Source organism: Avibacterium gallinarum, from assembly GCF_002921135.1.
GTDB classification, from domain to species: Bacteria; Pseudomonadota; Gammaproteobacteria; order Enterobacterales; family Pasteurellaceae; genus Avibacterium; species Avibacterium gallinarum.
Genome location: NZ_PQVJ01000053.1, coordinates 1 through 18,398, shown reverse-complemented (window position 1 = coordinate 18,398; position 18,398 = coordinate 1). Strand labels below are relative to the sequence as shown.

Below are 18,398 nucleotides of genomic sequence, written 5' to 3'. Positions count from 1 at the left end.
GGGGGATTACCCCTCTCCCCCACTCGGTTTACGGCGTTTGCCGATGTTTTTTGTGTCTTTATGACGGAGTTTAGTTTTTTTCTGCTGTTCTGATTTTTTCTTTTCTGCCCGCTTTTGTTTAATGCGCGCTTTTTGTTTTTTGCTAACGCTTTTGACTTCGCCGTCTTTCGGTGCTTTAGTACGCGGTTCTAAGCCTTCGATAATGCGTGGTTTGAGCAGCTCTTCGGTGTAACGTTTAATTTTGCCGAGCAGTTTATAATCGTGGGCTTCTACGAAAGACACCGCCACCCCTTTTTTACCTGCGCGGGCGGTGCGTCCGATGCGGTGTAAATAAGTGTCTGCGCTGTAAGGCAAATCCATATTCATCACGTGGCTGATGTCATCAATATCAATCCCTCGCGCCGCCACATCGGTGGCAACTAGTACGGTTACCACGCCGTTTTTGAGTTTATCAATGGCATTATTGCGTTGCGTTTGCGCCATTTCCCCTTCTAAATAGGTGCTGCGAATGCCACGTTTACGCAAGGTGTCGGAAAGCTCTCGCACGGTTTCACGGCGGCGAACGAAAATAATGCCCTTGCTTACCTTTTCCTGCTCAATAAAACGAGCAAGCAATTTCACTTTATGCTCATCGCTGTCTGCGTGATAGTACCATTGTTGGATTTTTTTACGCTCACGGCGACTTGGCTCCGCATCAATTTGCACAGGGTCATTGAGTAGCCGCCCTGCAAAATCCATTAGCAGTTCCCCTTCCAACGTAGCGGAAAACAGCAAGGTTTGTTTACGCCAGCGAGTTTCGGCAGCGATTTTTTCCGCATCTTGCCCAAAGCCCATTTGCAACATTCTATCCGCTTCGTCAAAAATCAGAATTTCTACCGCGCGACAATCAAAATTTTCTTCTTGGATATATTGCAGCAAACGCCCCGGCGTGGCGACCACCAAATCTTGGTTGCTGTTAAACACTTCACCGTGGTTTTGATACGCCACACCGCCTGTGATGGTGGTAATATCAAGGTTGGTAAATTGCGCTAATTGCTCCGCTTGCTCCGCCACTTGCATCGCTAACTCACGGGTTGGGGTGAGAACCAACACCCTTGGCGTACCGGGTTTACGGCGTGGATTATCCAGCAAATGTTGCAAGGCGGGCAATAAGAAAGCAGCGGTTTTCCCCGTGCCAGTCGGGGCTGAACCTAGCACATCTCGCTCCGCCATTGCCGCTGGAATACTTTCCAACTGAATGGCAGTGGGGCGTTGGTAGCCTTTTTTCGCTAAGGCTTTTAATAATTCTGGGGCGAGATCCAATTCTTCAAATTGTGCTAAGTTCATATTTATTGTTACTATTAGGAAAAAATTAGTGCAGATTATACCGCACTTTGGAGGCAAAGTGCGGTCAATTTTTGGGAAGTTTATGGCAACGAAAAATCAAGGTTTTCGCTTTAAGCAGTTTCAGGTTAATCATCATCGCTGTGCGATGAAAGTGGGAACAGACGGCATTTTGCTTGGCGCTTGGGCAGATATTCAAGGGGCAAAAAACCTTTTGGATCTCGGCACAGGTACGGGATTAATTGCATTAATGTTGGCACAACGCACGGCACAAGATTGCCATATTAGTGCGGTGGAGATTGATAATGCGGCGGCAGAACAGGCACAAGAAAATATTCAGGCTTCCCCTTGGGCTGAGAAAATCTCGCTATATCAAATGGATATTGCAAAATTCGCACAAAATCCACCGCACTTTTTTGATTTAATTGTATCTAATCCGCCCTATTTTGAACCTGCACAGGCTTGCAAAAACGCACAACGTGATCTTGCGCGCTATACCCTTGAACAAAGCCATAATGACTGGCTCAATGTGGCAGCACAATGCTTAAATGAACAGGGGAAAATTCAATTTATCCTGCCCTATGAAGCAGGAAAAATCTTACAAAAAAGCACCGCACTTTATTGCACAGAACAATGTGATGTGATCACCAAAATCGGCAAGCCCGCGCAACGCCTGCTGCTTACTTTCCGCAAACAGCCCGCGCCAATGCAACATTCACAACTGATTATTTATGACGAAAACAATCGATACCACCCTGACTTTGTGGCACTGACGAAAGGGTTTTATTTGAAATTTTGAATAAAAAACCTAGCACAAAAGTGCTAGGTTGGTGAGATTACCCCGCAAATTCGTCCAACATATCTAAGGTTGGGACGAAGAAAAGCGTGCCTGTGCGGGTGCGGCTGAAATCAAGCAAGCGGTCGTAATTGCCTGCTGGATTGCCGATAAACATATTGTTTAACATTGCTTGCACAGTGCTGAAGGTGTTGGCATAAGCAATGAAATAAGTTCCCACTTCGCCATTCGCGGAAAATGGCATATTGTCGCGAATGACTTTGCGATCATCGCCCACGTTAGCTAATGCGCTGTGGCTGTTAGCTGGTTTGGTATCATCATCCATTTCAATGTCATCTGCTTTAGAGCGGCCGAACACTTTTTCTTGCTCGCTTAATGGCAGCGCACGCCACGCTTGCATATCGTGAACATATTTTTGTACGAATAAATAGCTACCGCCTTGGTAAGCTGGGTCTTCTTCCCCTACGGTGCCGAATAAGATGCGGTCTTCTGGATCGTGTGGGTTTTCTGTGCCGTCCACAAAGCCAAGAATACTGCGTCCGTCCCAATAGCGGAAGCCTTGAATATCCACCACGCATTTTGCCACATCGTGTAATACATCGGTGATGTTTTGTGCAATATCAAAGCAGTAGCTTGGTTGATCACAACGGATATGGAAATGCAAATCACCACGAGTTGCCACGGCAGTATATTTCGTACCTTTAATTGGCTCAAAAGGGACAAGCTCTTTTGGCAACGGCTGTGGTAAATCAAGGCGTAGCCACGCATCGTATCCAATGCCCATTACTACGCTGGCTTTGGCATCAGGAAAACGGGTTTTCGCTGAATTATTCAGATTGCCAATTAATCCGCAAAGTTGTTGGAACGCGGGTTTTACGTCCACATCATCGTGAAAATTCCACACCATAAAAATGGTGTTTTTGTTTGGTTCATCAAGAACATTTTGTAAAGCAGCCATAATATTTCCTTTCGTTAGAGGCACTTTAATAAGTGCGGTTGTTTTTTATTTCGTTTTTAAATATTGCAAGCCGTCCACGCTCATCATTTTCCCTGCTGGTGCACCAATGGCGTTCGGCAAGTTATGAATAAGTGAATTGGCAAAATCACCTGTATATAATTTCGCCCCTTGGTGAGTGAGGTTAGATTGGCAATCAATATAAACTTTACCGCCCATTTTACGCCATAAATAGCAAAATCCGTAATCTTCAGAAAGATAGCGGTTGGTCTGCGGGTCGATCATTACGTCAAAAAAACGATAATGTAGCCCTAAATCTTGGTAACCAATACTGTCTGGCACATATTGCAATTCAGGATAATGCGCCATCATTTTTTCAAACACTTCGCGTTTAATGCACATAAACCCTGTTGGTGCTTCGTCCATTTCCATAAAGCCGTCTGGTTGAATGGCTAATTGCACTTTATCGCCTTCTACACGCCCTGTGTTTACCGTATATCTCGTGCTGGCAGATTCAAATTCTTGCTTTGTCATTCCAGCCGGAATTTCACTGGGAAATTGTTCGTATTTTAAGGGATAAACCCCTGCGGCGATGTCATAATCTGACAATAATAAACGCAAGGCGGCATCAACGGAGAAGCCAATATCGGAGTCAATCCAAAATAAATGTGTCCATTGTTTATTAGCTAAAAATTCTGCCACGGCATTATTTCTTGCTCGTGTAATTAGGCTTTCACCACGCTGTAAAGACACCTGTAAACGAAAACCAAGATTCGCTGCCGAATTTGTTAAATTAAGTAATGAAATCACATAATTATGAAAATATTTCCCGTCGTGGCTTGGCGTCATTATGACAGGGTACATGGTTTTTAATGCGTCAAGATTTAACATTGAGTTTCCTTATTATTCGATTAAACCTGATTTTACAAGAAAATTGTACACGCCATCTTCTTCAATATGATCCGTAACGTGATTAGCGAGAGCTTTCAAGGTATCGTGTCCGTTTCCCATTGCCACGCCAACCCCCACCAAGCTAAGCATTTCGATGTCATTTAAACCATCACCAAACGCCATCACATTTTCCATTGAAAAACCAAGATGACGTGCAATCGCGGCAATGCCTCTTGCTTTTGAGCCTTCAGCATCAAAAATATCCACTGAATTTTCGTGCCAACGTACCGTTTTCAGATCGTCTAAAATATGTGCTTGTGCAACCAATTCATCTTTATCTTCGGCATAAAATGCTAACACTTGGTACACATCATTTTGTTGATAATAGGTTTTATCAACTTGATAATCTGTGGTGATCGGATCAAGCGCGTGCTTTAACATTGGCGTAATTTCAGAAACACGAATTTTATCATTAGAAACAAAGGCATAGGCAATATTATGAAGATCGAAGAAATCCACTAACCGCTGAATTTTTTCTGTTGGAATCGGGTGCTTCTCAATCACCTCACCGTTATGTACGGCAAATTGTCCATTGGTAGTAACAAAGGTACGAATGCCTTCTTGCTCTACCATTTCATTAATTTTAGCCGGAAAACAGCAACGTGCGCGCCCTGTTGCAATTCCAACTAAAATGCCATTCACTTGCAATTTTTGAATAGCAAGTCTAGCGCTTTCTGGAAAATGTACTTTATTTTTCACAAATAAAGTTTCATCAATATCAAAAAAAACCGCTTTAATTTGCTTGCGATAATTCGGTACTGTCATTTTTATCCTCTTCTTATCTAAATTTTGAGCAAATATTACCATTTTTTGCGATCAAGATCGTAAAATTGATCAGAAAAAGTTTTTTTCTCAGAGAAATCAATTATAGTGAGTTCAACCAAAAGAGAAGTGCGGTGGAAAAATTGGTGAATTTTTTCGGTTTTCGTTGTGTATTATGCCAACAAGTTTTATCACAAGAGAAACAGGGTATATGCACAACTTGCAATAAAGCAATGAAACGTTACATCTATTGTGGTTGTTGCGGAATGCCAACCCCAAGTTACGTTAAACGTTGTGGACATTGCACAACAGTTACTCCTCGCTGGGATCAAATAGTTATCATAAGCAAATATGATCCTCCTATATCGGAATTAATTCAGCAATTCAAATTCCACCATCTCTTTTGGTTAGACAAAACCTTAGCACGCTTGCTTCTATTAGCGGTTTATGAAGCAAGAAGACAACATTCCCTACACTTTCCACAAGCGATTTTTCCCGTGCCATTGCACCATTTTCGTCAATGGAGGCGAGGTTATAATCAAGCTGATTTAATCGCTAAACATTTATCCAAATGGCTGAATATTCCTTGCCATTCGCACTTTATTCAACGGATAAAACGAACACCGCCTCAGCTTGGTTTAAACGCTAAGGCGCGCAGGCAAAATTTAAAACACGCCTTTAAGTTTGCTAATCAAGAGATAAATTATCGTTCCATTGCGTTAGTTGATGATGTAATCACCACAGGCTCAACCTTAAACGAAATTGCTAAACATTTTCGTCAATTAGGGGTGGAAAATATTCAAGTTTGGGGGCTCGCTCGGGCTTTCCATACTTAGCAATTCCTTGATTATAGAAAACACCGAATAAAAGAAAAGGTGGAAAAAAAGTCTATCTAGCGGTATGATGCCTGACTATCTAGCTCAAGTATTACTGAGGAATAAATAATGCAACAAATTACGATTTCTGACGCGGCACAAGCACATTTTCGCCGTTTATTAGATCAGCAAGAAGAAGGCACAAATATCCGCATTTTTGTGGTGAACCCCGGCACGCCAAGTGCGGAATGTGGGGTATCTTACTGTCCACCAAACAGTGTGGAAGCCACCGATACAGAAATGAAATATGATACGTTCTCCGCCTTTGTTGATGAAGTGAGCTTGCCATTTTTGGAAGACGCGGAAATTGATTATGTTACGGAAGAACTAGGCTCGCAGCTTACCCTTAAAGCGCCGAATGCGAAAATGCGTAAAGTGGCAGATGATGCACCTTTAATTGAGCGCGTGGAATATGTCATTCAAACCCAAATTAATCCGCAACTAGCAGGCCACGGTGGACATATCACCTTAATTGATCTGACTGAAGATGGCTATGCAATTTTACAATTTGGCGGCGGCTGTAACGGTTGTTCAATGGTCGATGTGACGCTAAAAGATGGTATTGAAAAACAACTGGTGAGTTTGTTCCCCGATGAATTAAAAGGGGCGAAAGACGTAACCGAACATCAACGCGGTGAACATTCTTATTATTAATCGTAAAACAACAAAAAGGCACGGATTATCCCGTGCCTTATTTGTTATAACTCTGGGTCAAAATTAATCGCCCCTGCATAATTAAGTTGTCGCCACGCTTCATAAACAGCCACTGCAACAGAATTAGATAAATTCATACTACGGCTATTTTCTGTCATTGGAATGCGAATTTTCTGTTCCATTGGCATTTCGTCTAAAATCGCCATTGGAATACCGCGGGTTTCCGGCCCAAACATCAAATAATCCCCTGCTTGAAAGGAAACTTGGCTATGTGCTAGCCGCCCTTTGGTTGTCATCGCAAACAAGCGTTTAGGCTGTTCTGCCGCAAGAAAATCGGCAAAGGTTTTGTGCTTTTTAATTTCTGCAAATTCGTGATAATCCAATCCTGAACGGCGTAACCGTTTGTCGTCCCAAGTAAAGCCAAGTGGCTCAATTAAATGTAAACGAAAGCCTGTATTTGCACAAAGACGGATAATATTCCCTGTATTTTGCGGAATTTCTGGCTCATATAGCACAATATCTAACATAATTTTTTCTCATTCAATTTCGGTGTGCGAATTTTACCGCTGAATAATGAAAGATCAAAATAATAAAAAAAACCACCGCACTTTAAAATTAAGCCCTCACAATGGAGGGCTTGGAAATTAGTCGGAAACTTTTTTTGCTTTAAACAAGGTGCATAACACAACCATTAGCAATGTTGGCAGTAACCAGGTTAAACCCTCTTGATGTAATGGCACTTTTTCTAATAGGCTTTGAATAAAGTGCGGTAATAATTCCATATTTTTTAGGCTATCTGTAATACTAAACAAGGCGGTAATTCCAATAATTAAGTTATAACCTGTGCGGCTAATGCCTAATTTTTCGCGTAACAGTTGCATTGCAACGAGCATAATGGCGATAGGGTAGATCAGCAATAACGCAGGAATTGTAACGCGTAATAAGGTGTTTAGCCCTGTTTCAGAAATAATAATGGTGCTGATGGTAAATAACACCACGAAGAACGTGTAATTTAAACGTGGGTGGAATTTTGAGAAATAGTCCGCACAAGCACTGGTTACGCCCACAAGGGTGGTTAAATTGGCTAAAAGCACGATACCGCTCATAATCCAAGAGCCTTCACGTCCAAACAATACGTTCACATATTGAGCGAAAAGCTGTCCGCCATTGCTTGAGGTTTTTGCAACTTGATCCCCTGTTGCACCTAAATAGAATAGGCACAAATAAAGCAAACTGAGTAGCACAACGGAAACCGTGCCTGCAATCAGCGTGTAGCGCACAATCGCTTTTTTATCTGACACGCCTTTCACTGCCAAAGCACGCGCCACAATACCACCAAATGCCATTGCAGAAAGTACGTCCATCGTTTGATAACCGCCGATCAAACCTGTGGCAACTGCTGAATGATCTTGATAAGCGCCACTTGGCTCAACGATCGGAGAAAGCGGATAATTGACCACTTCAAAGGCAACAATCACCAATAAAACAAGTAACGCTGGCGCCATAAATTTCCCAATACTGGAAATCATTGTGCTGCGCCCAAGCATAAATCCCATACCAATCAAATTAAAAATCGTTACAAAAATAATATGGGAATATTCGCCAGAGAATAAATTCAACGGCTGCCAAGCCATTTCATAAGCCACATTGGTTACCCTTGGCATTGCAAAGGTTGAACCAATCACTAAATACAAAATTGTCCAGAATGTAACGTGCGCCCATTTTGGCAAATCAACCGATAGCGCCTCACCACGCCCTTTTAAGGTAACAACAATCAAGGTGATGAAAGGCATTAACACACCGGTTAATAGAAAACCTAACGCGCCCCAAAACCATACATTCCCTGCGTGATAGCCTTCCATTGGTGGAAAAATAATGTTTCCTGCCCCTAAAAATAGGGAGAAAATCATCATTCCCAAAATAGCAATATCTTTTCCAGATAACATTTTATTAACCTCTAAAAATCAAGTATTTAATTTTATATGAATGAATAAACCAAATGATTTTTCACTAGAAAACCGAGAAGTTATAGGGTTTTATGATTTTTTTGTCAAGGTAGATTTAATTTTTTCAGGAATTATCGCAGAAAATCTGAAAATCACTTAAAAATAAGGGGAAAAATTGGACAATATTTAAAAATTTATCCATCACACAAGAAAAGTAAAAAAGGAATTATGTTTAACCATAATTCCTTTACTGAATAGAAAATATCAAAGGGTTTTCACAAATTTCTTCAAATAAGCACGAAACTCACTGCCCAGTTTAGGGTGATTTACGCCATATTCCACAAAGGCTTGCATATAGCCTAATTTGTCCCCACAATCAAAATTGCCACCTGTTTGGTAGAAGGCTTCAACGGTTTCTTTTTCAATTAACATATCAATGGCATCGGTGAGCTGAATTTCATCGCCCACGCCCACTGGCGTTTTTGCCAATAGATCCCAAATGCTTGCGGAGAACACATAGCGCCCCACTACAGCAAGATTAGACGGCGCATCTTCCACCGCTGGTTTTTCTACGATGCGTTTAATCTTCGCGCTTTCACCTGGGTTAAACTCCACGCCTTCGCAATCGACAATACCATAACTACTGATGTCTTGCTCAGATACTGGCTCAACCAAGATTTGGCTGGCATTGGTTTCTTTAAAGCGTTTGATCATTGCCGCCAAATTTTCTTTACGCTGATCAGCACTGAAATCGGTGAGTAACACATCAGGCAGCACCACCGCAAAAGGCTCTTTGCCCACAACAGGCAAGGCACATAGCACCGCGTGCCCTAAGCCTTTAGCATTACCCTGACGAACGTGCATAATGGTTACGTCTTTCGGGCAAATAGAACGCACTTCTTCTAATAATTGGCGTTTTACCCGCTTTTCCAACATTGTTTCCAATTCAAAAGAGGTATCAAAATGGTTTTCAATGGCATTTTTTGAAGAGTGGGTAACAAGGACAATTTCTTTTACCCCTGCTGCCGCGCACTCATTCACCACATACTGGATCAATGGCTTATCCACAAGGGTTAGCATTTCTTTAGGAATGGCTTTTGTCGCAGGTAACATTCGCGTCCCAAGACCTGCAACAGGAATAATGACTTTCATTGGTTTTCCTTTTGTAAAAATTTCTAAAAAAACAACCGCACTTTAATAATGGGGTCGTTGCAAAAATAGCAAAGCGGCTATCTCAGATAGCCACTTTGATAAGCGATGCCGCAAACAAAAGTGCGGTGCTTTTTTCGCAAATTATTGACGTAATAATGCCAGAATTTCTTCTGTTTTTTCCGCCATTAACTCTTTATCGCCACGCGTTTCAAGGTTTAAACGTACCACAGGTTCAGTGTTTGATGTACGCAAATTGAAACGCCAATTTGGATATTCAATGCTGATACCATCAATTTCATCTACTGAAATCGCCTCTTTTTCATAGGCGGCACGAACACGGGCGATTGCCGCTTTGGCATCGGTTAATTTACTATTAATTTCGCCCGGAGATGGGAAAGTATTAATACTTTCATTAACTAATTCGCCTAATGATTTGCCTGTGGTACACACAAGTTCCATCACTAATAACCAAGGGATCATTCCACTGTCGCAGTAGAAGAAATCACGGAAATAGTGGTGTGCGCTCATTTCCCCACCATAAATGGCATCAACGGCACGCATTTTTTCTTTAATGAAAGAGTGGCCTGATTTCGACATTACTGCCTCACCGCCATTTTCTTCCACCAATTTAACCGTATTCCAAATTAAACGTGGATCATAAATGATTTTCGCCCCTTTATTTTTTTGCAAGAAGGCTTGACCAAGTAACCCAACAATGTAGTAACCCTCAATAAAGTTACCATTTTCATCGAATAAGAAACAGCGGTCAAAATCACCGTCAAAGGCAATGCCCATATCCGCTTTATGCTCAAGTACGGCATCAATGGTATCTTGACGATTTTCGTGCAAGATTGGGTTTGGAATCCCATTTGGGAATGTACCATCTGGATTGTTATGCACTTTAATAAATTCCACCGGCACACGTTTTGCTCGGAATTGCGCTTCAATGGCATCAATAACGTGCCCTGCTGCGCCATTTCCTGAGTTAATCACCAATTTCATTGGTTTTAAATTATCTAAATTGATATAAGATAATAAATGCTCAACGTAATCACCTAACACGGAAAGTTGCTTATATTCACCACGTTGCGTAACAGGTGGAAAATTATTTTCCTCTGCTAAGCGTTGAATATCAGCAAGCCCAGTATCCGCACTAATTGGACGTGAACCCTCACGCACCAATTTTAAGCCATTGTAATCCATCGGATTATGGCTTGCGGTTACTTCAATTCCGCCATCGGCTTTAAGAAAAGAAGTGGCGAAGTAAACTTCCTCGGTTCCCGTTTCGCCTAAATCAATCACGTTTACCCCAGAGTCTAATAGACCGTTTGTTACGGCACTTTTTAATTCTTTACTGGTTAAACGCACATCACCACCAACAACGATAGTTTTAGGCTTTAAAAACTGTCCAAATGCTCGACCAATGCGATAGACAATATCCACATTCAATTCATCGCCCAAACGACCACGAATATCATACGCTTTAAAACAAGTTAATTTACCCATAACATCCACTTCCTTTTCTTAATTAAGATGATTGCTCATCTTTTGCTTCTCTAATACGTTGGTAAATTTCTTCTCGATAGACAGACACTTCTTTTGGGGCATTCACACCCACTTTGATCTGATTACCACGAACACTTAATATCGTAATAGAAATCTCATCACCAATGAGTAAGCTTTCGCCAACTTTTCTGGTTAAGATTAGCATACAACCTCCTCATTTCCTTTATTCGACATCCCTATCGATCATTTACCCCTTATATCCAAGGGTACATCACCCCTAAATATTACCGTACTTAAGCTCACAACGTGATGACTGAAATGCAAAGTTGTGAGCTACGGCACAAAATTTTTATTTTATAAGTGAGAATTTAACCAGTCAGCGCAAACGGCAAGGGCTTTTTCGACATTCTCAGGTTGTGAACCGCCTGCCATTGCCATATCAGGACGACCACCGCCTTTTCCGCCTACTTGCTGAGCCATCAGATTAACAAGCTCACCTGCTTTGACTTTTGCAGTTAAATCAGCAGTTATGCCTACCACTAAATTTACTTTACCTTCAAATACAGAAACAAAGGCAATCACCGCAGAGCCAAGTTGATTTTTCAAATCATCAACCATTACACGCAGCGATTTTGTTTCCACACCGTCAAGTTGCTGTAATACCACGGAAACACCGTTAATTTTCACCGCACTTTTTGCAATATCCGATCCAGCTTGCATCGCAGCTTTCTCTTTGAGTTGTTGCAATTCTTTTTCTGCTTTCTTCGCTTTGTCTTGTAATTGTTGGATTTTATCCGTCAGCGAAGAAACATCAGATTTTAATAAGTCTGCGCTTTGATTTAGCGCACCAAGCTGTTGGTGAAGCCAATCAATGGCAGTTTCGCCCGTTACTGCTTCAATACGGCGAATACCCGCCGCAATGGCGCTTTCACTGATGATTTTGAATAAACCAATCTCACCCGTATATTGGGCGTGAATTCCGCCACAAAGTTCAATGGAAAAGTCGCCCATTGTTAAAACTCGCACCTGTTCGGCGTATTTTTCACCAAATAATGCCATTGCGCCTTTTGCTTTCGCGGCATCTAAATCCATAATTTCTGTTTGAATAGGGTGATTAGCACGCACTTGTTGGTTGACTAATTTTTCCACTTCAAATAGTTGTTCTTTAGAAATGGCTTCAGGTTGTGCAAAGTCAAAACGCAATAAATTGTCTGATACCAATGAACCTTTTTGCGCAACGTGCTTGCCTAGCACTTGGCGTAATGCGGCGTGTAGCAAGTGCGTTGCACTGTGATTTAAGGAAATTTGTTTACGGCGTGCCACATCAACAACGGCATTCACCGATTGTCCAACACTTAATGTGCCTTCTGCAAGCGCACCAATATGCCCAAATACTTGACCATATTTTTGCGTATCGGTAACGTTGAACAAGAAGTTTTGCCCTTCTAAACGCCCTGTATCCCCCACTTGACCACCAGACTCCGCATAGAACGGCGTATTTTCCAAAATTACCACCGCACTTTGCCCTGCGCTGATTTGTTCTACCGGTTTGCCCTCATAGAAAAGTGCGGTGATTTTTGCGATACTTTCTGACTCGCTATAACCTTCAAATGCGGTTGAACCGTCCACACGAATGACATTGTTATAATCCATACCAAACTGGCTGGCTGATTGCGCGCGCTGGCGTTGCGCTTCCATTTCACGCTCAAAGCCTGCTTCATCAATAGTGATGCCACGTTCACGGCACACATCGGCAGTAAGATCCAGTGGGAAACCAAAGGTATCATAAAGTTTGAATGCCACTTCGCCAGAAAGCACGCCGTCTTTCACTTGGCTTAAGGCGTCATCTAATAGCGCTAAACCACGCTCTAAAGTGCGCGCAAATTGCTCTTCTTCTAAGCGTAAGATTTTTTCAATATGCGCTTGGTTTTCTTTGATCTCTTGACCAGCTTCCGCCATCACTTCTGCAAGGGTTGGCACAAGTTTGTAGAAAAAGGCTTCTTTCGCACCAAGTAAATGTCCGTGGCGTACGGCACGGCGGATAATACGGCGCAATACATAACCGCGCCCTTCGTTAGATGGCAATACGCCGTCTGCGATCAAATAGGCACAGGAACGAATATGGTCTGCAATTACACGCAAAGATTTATTGCCTAAATCTTTCTCGCCTGTTAATTCTGCTGCTTTTGCGATAAGTGTTTTAAAAATATCAATATCGTAGTTGGAATTAACGTGCTGTAACACAGCGGTGATACGCTCTAAGCCCATTCCCGTATCCACAGACGGTTTTGGTAATTTTTCCATTGTGCCATCTGCTTGGCGGTTGAACTGCATAAATACGATATTCCAGATCTCAATATAGCGATCGCCATCTTCTTCTGGTGAACCTGGTGGGCCGCCCCAAATATGATCGCCGTGATCATAGAAAATTTCGGTACAAGGACCACACGGGCCAGTATCACCCATTTGCCAGAAATTATCTGACGCATAAGGCGCGCCTTTATTATCGCCAATGCGAATAATGCGTTCTGCTGGCACGCCAACTTGGTTGTGCCAAATATCGTAGGCTTCATCATCAGTTTCATACACAGTTACCCAAAGTTTCTCTTTTGGTAAACCTAACCACGCATCGGATGTGAGATATTCCCACGCAAAATGAATGGCATCTTGTTTAAAATAATCACCAAAGCTGAAATTACCGAGCATTTCAAAGAAGGTGTGATGACGCGCGGTATAGCCCACATTTTCTAAATCGTTGTGTTTGCCGCCGGCACGAACGCAACGCTGTGCAGTGGTAGCACGGCTGTAAGAACGCTTGTCTAAACCAAGAAAAACATCTTTAAATTGGTTCATTCCCGCGTTGGTGAACAATAATGTTGGATCATTTTCAGGGACAAGCGAACTGCTTGGGACAATTTGGTGTCCTTTACTATGGAAAAAATCGAGAAAAGATTTTCTAATTTCTGCGGTTGTTTTCATTAAATTTTGCCTTATTCTATCTTCATTAAATTCGTTGTGAATTGTGCTATTTTGGCACATTTTTTGCAATTTAGAAAAAACATTTTTCAATCCTAAAAACAAAAAGGACCTGCACTTTTAGTGATGAAATTCTTCATCGCCAAAGTACAGATCACAAGTGAGAATAAATCAGCTAAATTGCTATTCTTCGCGTAATGGAACAACTAACATATCAACATTAATAGTATTCATTACTTGGCGAGTAGAAGACATCAATTTGCTCCAGAAATCTTGGTGGTGACCAGTTACTAATAAATCCACATCATATTTATCAATAGCGTCAGCCAAAACCTGTCCTAAATCACCGCTACCACTTAATTTCTCTGAAACAGGATAACTAGATTGCTCCGCTAATTGCACCAACGCTTGGTGAGTTTCAGTGGAAATACGATCTTGCATTGAAGACATATTCACATCAATTAACCCCGTATAAAGATCAGAGAAATTTACATCAACGTGGATAATGGATAATCTTGCCTCATTGCGTTTTGCAACACCCGCCGCTTTTTCCACTAAGAATGCACTTTCTTCAGAAAGATCAACAGCAACTAAAATGTGTTTGTACATAACTAACTCCTTATCTTTTTGAGAGGTTAATCAACTTCTTTTGTGGTAATACTAACACTAGTGCTATAAAAAAAATATGCACTGGATCACGTTTTAGAAAAAACATTTATTTTTATTTGTAAAAAAATAGCAATCCGCCATAAATTTTTACTCAAGCCCACTAAACATTATGCTATTATCGCCCCACTTCTTGCACGCCAACCGCAACAAATAAAGGATCAAAATGAACCATTCTATTCAAGATTTTGTACAACTCATTGCCAAGCTGCGCGATCCAAATGGAGGCTGTCCTTGGGATCTAGAGCAAACTTATCAATCAATGATCCCTTGCTTATTAGAAGAAAGCTATGAAGTGGTCGAAGCCATCGAACAGCAAAACACGGAAAATTTACGCGAAGAACTGGGCGACTTACTGCTCCAAGTGGTCTTTTTCAGCCAACTAGCCAAAGAAGATAACTTGTTCACCTTTGATGATGTGGTTAATGAAGTGGCAGAAAAAATTCTGCGCCGCCACCCACACGTTTTTGGTGAAGAAAAAGCACACAACGAACAAGAAGCGCTCAGCCATTGGAACAAGGTTAAAGCGGAAGAAAATAAAACCCGTCAATCCATTTTAGACAACATTCCCCACGCTTTCCCAGCCTTAATGCGCGCAGAAAAATTACAAAAACGCTGTGCCAAAGTGGGGTTTGATTGGGATAACGTGCAACCTGTAATCGCCAAAGTGCAAGAAGAATTACAAGAAGTGCAAGCTGAGCTTGCTCGCCCACAACAAGATCAAACAAAAATTGAAGAAGAAATCGGTGATTTGCTTTTTTCTGTCGTTAATTTAAGCCGACATTTAAAAACTGCGCCAGAAGAAGCCTTACGCAAAGCCAATCAAAAATTTGAACGCCGTTTTCGTCAACTAGAAACCTTAGCAAAACAGCAAGGAAAATCTTTACAAACCAGCACACTAGCAGAACTTGATCTATTGTGGGACGAAGTGAAAAAACAAGAAAATAAGTAAAAATTCCACCGCACTTTAATTTTTCTTCGTTCTTCTTTAATCTCCCGCTAACTTCCCTTTACAAAAACGGGAGATTATTTCTTTATTACATCAATCCTACAGATCATAAAAATAAAAAACGGCGTGTTGTTGAAACACACCGTTTATTTCAAACGCAATTCTTAAAGAAATTAGAAGCCGGCTTGTTTTTCTAATTGTTCAACTAAAGCATCATCAAGATTTAACGCCGTGGCAAGATTAGCAAGAAAAACAATTTCTTTACGATCTAACTCACCGCACACCACACGAGCCGCCAAATAAACTTGTGAAGCCAAGGCTGTGTCGTTGCCTACTTGTTGTGCAATTTGTGCGATAGAAATAGGTTGCTCAATTTGTTGCTGCAACCAGTGATAGACTTCAGGATCATTGCCCGCTTCAGTGATGATGAGTTGTTTTTCCTCATCGGTAATCGCCCCATCAGCAGCCGCCGCTGCAATCATCGTTTGCAAAATTAACTGCCCTGATGTTGGTTTTTCTGCGGTATCCACAAAGGTTTCTTCGCTAAGCGTGGAATCAAGTGCGGTAGAATTTTGTGAATTTTTTTGCTGATATTGTTGATAAGCCTGATAGGCTAAGCTACCTAGTGCCGCAAGAGAACCTAACTTTGTCAGACTTGCTCCACCGTTACGTCCAAAAATCATTGAAAGTAATCCAATCGCTGCCGCACCGCCACCTACTTTGGTAATTTTATCCGCGGTGGAATTGCCGTTCATTGTTTTGCCAAATTGATCTTTAGCCACGTTGAATACTTGATTTAAAATTTGATTAAAATCCATAGAAGTTTCCTCTCGTTATCATCTTTCTTAATATTGTCAATTTATTCACCAATTAGTTCATTTTATTTTGCCCATTAGAGAAAGTGCGGTGCATTTTTTGCAAATTTTTTATCAACAAAAAAGCCAGCAGTTATGCTGGCTTTCTATTTAAAACAAGTAATTAGCCTTGTGAAGAAATGCGTTTCATATCTGTCATATAACCACGCAATTCTTGACCGATTAGCTCAATTGGGTGGTTGCGGATTGCATCATTCACATCGCGTAAGGTGATGTTGTCTATTTCCACCGTTGGTGTTGGTTCACCTAAATCGCCGCGTTGTAAATGTTGCATTACCGTTTTGGCTAAAATTGGGGTTGCTACATTAGCGAATAAATAGTTACCGTATTCCGCTGTGTCTGAAATTACCACGTTCATTTCGTATAAGCGTTTACGCGCAATGGTGTTGGCGATTAATGGTAATTCATGTAAGGATTCATAATAAGCAGATTCTTCAAAAATACCTGCTGAAACCATTGTATCGAACGCCAATTCCACACCAGCTTTTACCATTGCCACCATTAATACGCCGTTATCAAAATATTCTTGTTCGCTGATTTTGATTCCGTCTGCTTTTGGGGCATTTTCAAAGCCAGTTTTGCCCGTTTCTTCACGCCATTTTAATAGGTTTGCATCGCCGTTTGCCCAGTCTTCCATCATCACACGAGAAAACTCGCCGCTGATAATGTCGTCCATATGTTTTTTGAATAAGAAGTCTAATTCTTGCTTAATTTCTTCCGCAAGTTCAAAGGCACGCAATTTTGCACTGTTAGATAAGCGATCCATCATTAACGTGATACCACCTTGTTTAAGCGCTTCGGTGATAGTTTCCCAACCGTATTGCACTAATTTTCCAGCATAAGCTGGGTCTTTGCCGTCTGCGACTAATTTGTCATAGCAAAGGATTGAACCTGCTTGCAACATACCACAAAGAATGGTTTGTTCACCCATTAAGTCAGATTTTACTTCTGCCACGAATGAAGACTCTAACACGCCGGCACGGTGTCCGCCTGTGGCTGCCGCCCAAGCCTTAGCAATCGCCATACCTTCGCCTTTCGGATCATTTTCAGGGTGAACCGCGATAAGCGTTGGCACACCAAAACCACGTTTATATTCTTCACGCACTTCTGTCCCTGGACATTTTGGCGCAACCATCACAACGGTAATATCAGGACGAATTTGCTCGCCAACTTCAACGATGTTTAAACCGTGCGAATAGCCCAACGCCGCCCCTTCTTTCATCAACCCCATCACATCAGCGATCACTTTGCTGTGCTGTTTATCTGGCGTTAAGTTAATCACCAAATCCGCAGTGGGGATTAATTCTTGATAAGTACCCACTTTGAAGCCATTTTCAGTAGCACGTTGGAAAGACGCACGTTTTTCTGCAATGGCTTCTGGGCGTAGCGCATAGCTGATGTCTAAGCCTGAATCACGCATATTTAAGCCTTGGTTTAATCCCTGAGCTCCACAGCCCACAATCACAATTTTTTTGCCTTTTAAGAAATTCGCTTCATCAGAAAACTCTTCACGATCCATAAAACGACAGCGACCTAATTGGTCTAACTGTTGGCGTAAATTTAATGTATTGAAATAATTAGCCATTTTTTTATCCTTTTGGTTAAGTTGGTTTACAAAATAATCAACGACAGATTATACCTTTCTAAAGATTGCGTAAATTGATATTATTGGAACTTAATGTTGCGTTTTTTGCAATTAAAATCTCCCCTAACTCCTCTTTACAAAAGATATGGGGTAATTTTTTACGAATTTTTGCAGCAACTGTATTCCGCTAAAAAGCAAAAATACAAATTCGTTAATTAAAGCGCGTGAGCATCCCATTGCGAGCCATCGCGGACAATCGCATTTAAAATGGTTAGAAGCTTACGCATACAGGCGTTAATCGCCACGTTGAACGCCTTACCATTAGCGCGTAAGCGTTCGTAAAATTGTTTGAGCTTAGGCTCAAAACGCACGCAAACAAATGTAGCCATATACAGTGCATTTCGCACGGCTTTGCGACCACCTGAAC

Annotated in this window: 17 protein-coding genes and 1 pseudogene; 4 read left to right on the top strand and 14 right to left on the bottom strand. The window is 41.6% G+C overall.

Annotated features, from left to right (window positions below; translation table 11 throughout):
* Nucleotides 1-6: 6 nt before the first annotated feature.
* A complete protein-coding gene (gene srmB, locus C3007_RS10395) occupies nt 7-1,326 on the bottom strand; it encodes an ATP-dependent RNA helicase SrmB (protein WP_103854357.1) in 1,320 nt (439 codons plus the stop codon).
* Nucleotides 1,327-1,408: 82 nt separating this feature from the next.
* Between srmB and C3007_RS10390 the strand changes: the two genes are divergently transcribed.
* Nucleotides 1,409-2,122, top strand: a complete 714-nt coding sequence (locus tag C3007_RS10390) for a tRNA1(Val) (adenine(37)-N6)-methyltransferase (RefSeq protein ID WP_103854356.1) — start codon at nt 1,409-1,411, stop codon at nt 2,120-2,122.
* Between the two features lie 37 nt (nt 2,123-2,159).
* Here the strand turns inward: C3007_RS10390 and C3007_RS10385 are convergent, their stop codons facing one another.
* The 3 genes from C3007_RS10385 to C3007_RS10375 are packed head-to-tail and all read right to left on the bottom strand — an operon-like array spanning nt 2,160 to nt 4,790.
* A complete protein-coding gene (locus C3007_RS10385; RefSeq protein ID WP_103854355.1) occupies nt 2,160-3,077 on the bottom strand; it encodes a Dyp-type peroxidase in 918 nt (305 codons plus the stop codon).
* A 45-nt stretch (nt 3,078-3,122) separates the two neighbouring features.
* Entirely contained in the window at nt 3,123-3,965 is an 843-nt protein-coding gene (locus tag C3007_RS10380) for a hypothetical protein (protein ID WP_103854354.1), read from the bottom strand.
* Nucleotides 3,966-3,977: 12 nt separating this feature from the next.
* Entirely contained in the window at nt 3,978-4,790 is an 813-nt protein-coding gene (locus tag C3007_RS10375; RefSeq protein ID WP_103854353.1) for a Cof-type HAD-IIB family hydrolase, read from the bottom strand.
* A 143-nt stretch (nt 4,791-4,933) separates the two neighbouring features.
* Between C3007_RS10375 and C3007_RS10370 the strand changes: the two genes are divergently transcribed.
* Nucleotides 4,934-5,623, top strand: a complete 690-nt coding sequence (locus tag C3007_RS10370; RefSeq protein ID WP_103854407.1) for an amidophosphoribosyltransferase — start codon at nt 4,934-4,936, stop codon at nt 5,621-5,623.
* A 108-nt stretch (nt 5,624-5,731) separates the two neighbouring features.
* The gene (gene nfuA / locus C3007_RS10365) at nt 5,732-6,316 is read left to right on the top strand and encodes a Fe-S biogenesis protein NfuA (RefSeq protein WP_103854352.1); all 585 of its coding nucleotides are present in this window, start codon (nt 5,732-5,734) and stop codon (nt 6,314-6,316) included.
* A gap of 44 nt (nt 6,317-6,360) precedes the next feature.
* On the opposite strand, the gene trmL is transcribed toward nfuA, so the two are convergent.
* From trmL to uspA, 7 genes are all read right to left on the bottom strand, one after another.
* Nucleotides 6,361-6,843: a tRNA (uridine(34)/cytosine(34)/5-carboxymethylaminomethyluridine(34)-2'-O)-methyltransferase TrmL gene (gene trmL, locus C3007_RS10360; protein ID WP_103854351.1), complete on the bottom strand. Its 483-nt coding sequence runs from the start codon at nt 6,841-6,843 to the stop codon at nt 6,361-6,363.
* Between the two features lie 117 nt (nt 6,844-6,960).
* Nucleotides 6,961-8,262: a branched-chain amino acid transport system II carrier protein gene (gene brnQ / locus C3007_RS10355; protein WP_103854350.1), complete on the bottom strand. Its 1,302-nt coding sequence runs from the start codon at nt 8,260-8,262 to the stop codon at nt 6,961-6,963.
* 264 nt (nt 8,263-8,526) lie between these two features.
* Nucleotides 8,527-9,414 (bottom strand): UTP--glucose-1-phosphate uridylyltransferase GalU, encoded by an 888-nt coding sequence (galU, locus tag C3007_RS10350; RefSeq protein WP_103854349.1) that lies wholly within the window; start codon nt 9,412-9,414, stop codon nt 8,527-8,529.
* Between the two features lie 141 nt (nt 9,415-9,555).
* Nucleotides 9,556-10,920, bottom strand: a complete 1,365-nt coding sequence (locus tag C3007_RS10345) for a phosphohexomutase domain-containing protein (protein WP_103854348.1) — start codon at nt 10,918-10,920, stop codon at nt 9,556-9,558.
* Nucleotides 10,921-10,942: 22 nt separating this feature from the next.
* A complete protein-coding gene (gene csrA / locus C3007_RS10340; protein WP_103854347.1) occupies nt 10,943-11,125 on the bottom strand; it encodes a carbon storage regulator CsrA in 183 nt (60 codons plus the stop codon).
* Nucleotides 11,126-11,274: 149 nt separating this feature from the next.
* The gene (alaS, locus tag C3007_RS10335; RefSeq protein WP_103854346.1) at nt 11,275-13,899 is read right to left on the bottom strand and encodes an alanine--tRNA ligase; all 2,625 of its coding nucleotides are present in this window, start codon (nt 13,897-13,899) and stop codon (nt 11,275-11,277) included.
* A 180-nt stretch (nt 13,900-14,079) separates the two neighbouring features.
* Entirely contained in the window at nt 14,080-14,505 is a 426-nt protein-coding gene (uspA, locus tag C3007_RS10330) for a universal stress protein UspA (RefSeq protein ID WP_103854345.1), read from the bottom strand.
* Between the two features lie 223 nt (nt 14,506-14,728).
* Between uspA and mazG the strand changes: the two genes are divergently transcribed.
* Entirely contained in the window at nt 14,729-15,514 is a 786-nt protein-coding gene (gene mazG, locus C3007_RS10325) for a nucleoside triphosphate pyrophosphohydrolase (protein ID WP_103854344.1), read from the top strand.
* Between the two features lie 170 nt (nt 15,515-15,684).
* On the opposite strand, the gene C3007_RS10320 is transcribed toward mazG, so the two are convergent.
* The 3 genes and pseudogenes from C3007_RS10320 to C3007_RS10310 form a co-directional block, all read right to left on the bottom strand.
* A complete protein-coding gene (locus tag C3007_RS10320; protein WP_103854343.1) occupies nt 15,685-16,329 on the bottom strand; it encodes a tellurite resistance TerB family protein in 645 nt (214 codons plus the stop codon).
* Between the two features lie 160 nt (nt 16,330-16,489).
* Nucleotides 16,490-17,971 carry a ketol-acid reductoisomerase gene (ilvC, locus tag C3007_RS10315; protein ID WP_103854342.1) on the bottom strand — a complete coding sequence of 494 codons (1,482 nt, stop codon included), beginning with the start codon at nt 17,969-17,971 and terminating at the stop codon, nt 16,490-16,492.
* A gap of 215 nt (nt 17,972-18,186) precedes the next feature.
* A pseudogene (locus tag C3007_RS10310) lies at nt 18,187-18,398 on the bottom strand (IS110 family transposase); the annotation flags it as partial.

Excerpts from the sequence above, each read along its gene's own strand:
- mazG (WP_103854344.1), top strand. The coding sequence starts at position 14,729 with ATGAACCATTCTATTCAAGATTTTGTACAACTCATTGCCAAGCTGCGC.
- nfuA (WP_103854352.1), top strand. The coding sequence starts at position 5,732 with ATGCAACAAATTACGATTTCTGACGCGGCACAAGCACATTTTCGCCGT.
- csrA (WP_103854347.1), bottom strand. The coding sequence starts at position 11,125 with ATGCTAATCTTAACCAGAAAAGTTGGCGAAAGCTTACTCATTGGTGAT.
- brnQ (WP_103854350.1), bottom strand. The coding sequence starts at position 8,262 with ATGTTATCTGGAAAAGATATTGCTATTTTGGGAATGATGATTTTCTCC.
- C3007_RS10385 (WP_103854355.1), bottom strand. The coding sequence starts at position 3,077 with ATGGCTGCTTTACAAAATGTTCTTGATGAACCAAACAAAAACACCATT.
- trmL (WP_103854351.1), bottom strand. The coding sequence starts at position 6,843 with ATGTTAGATATTGTGCTATATGAGCCAGAAATTCCGCAAAATACAGGG.
- C3007_RS10390 (WP_103854356.1), top strand. The coding sequence starts at position 1,409 with ATGGCAACGAAAAATCAAGGTTTTCGCTTTAAGCAGTTTCAGGTTAAT.
- srmB (WP_103854357.1), bottom strand. The coding sequence starts at position 1,326 with ATGAACTTAGCACAATTTGAAGAATTGGATCTCGCCCCAGAATTATTA.
- alaS (WP_103854346.1), bottom strand. The coding sequence starts at position 13,899 with ATGAAAACAACCGCAGAAATTAGAAAATCTTTTCTCGATTTTTTCCAT.
- C3007_RS10375 (WP_103854353.1), bottom strand. The coding sequence starts at position 4,790 with ATGACAGTACCGAATTATCGCAAGCAAATTAAAGCGGTTTTTTTTGAT.
- galU (WP_103854349.1), bottom strand. The coding sequence starts at position 9,414 with ATGAAAGTCATTATTCCTGTTGCAGGTCTTGGGACGCGAATGTTACCT.
- C3007_RS10345 (WP_103854348.1), bottom strand. The coding sequence starts at position 10,920 with ATGGGTAAATTAACTTGTTTTAAAGCGTATGATATTCGTGGTCGTTTG.
- C3007_RS10320 (WP_103854343.1), bottom strand. The coding sequence starts at position 16,329 with ATGGATTTTAATCAAATTTTAAATCAAGTATTCAACGTGGCTAAAGAT.
- C3007_RS10380 (WP_103854354.1), bottom strand. The coding sequence starts at position 3,965 with ATGTTAAATCTTGACGCATTAAAAACCATGTACCCTGTCATAATGACG.
- ilvC (WP_103854342.1), bottom strand. The coding sequence starts at position 17,971 with ATGGCTAATTATTTCAATACATTAAATTTACGCCAACAGTTAGACCAA.
- uspA (WP_103854345.1), bottom strand. The coding sequence starts at position 14,505 with ATGTACAAACACATTTTAGTTGCTGTTGATCTTTCTGAAGAAAGTGCA.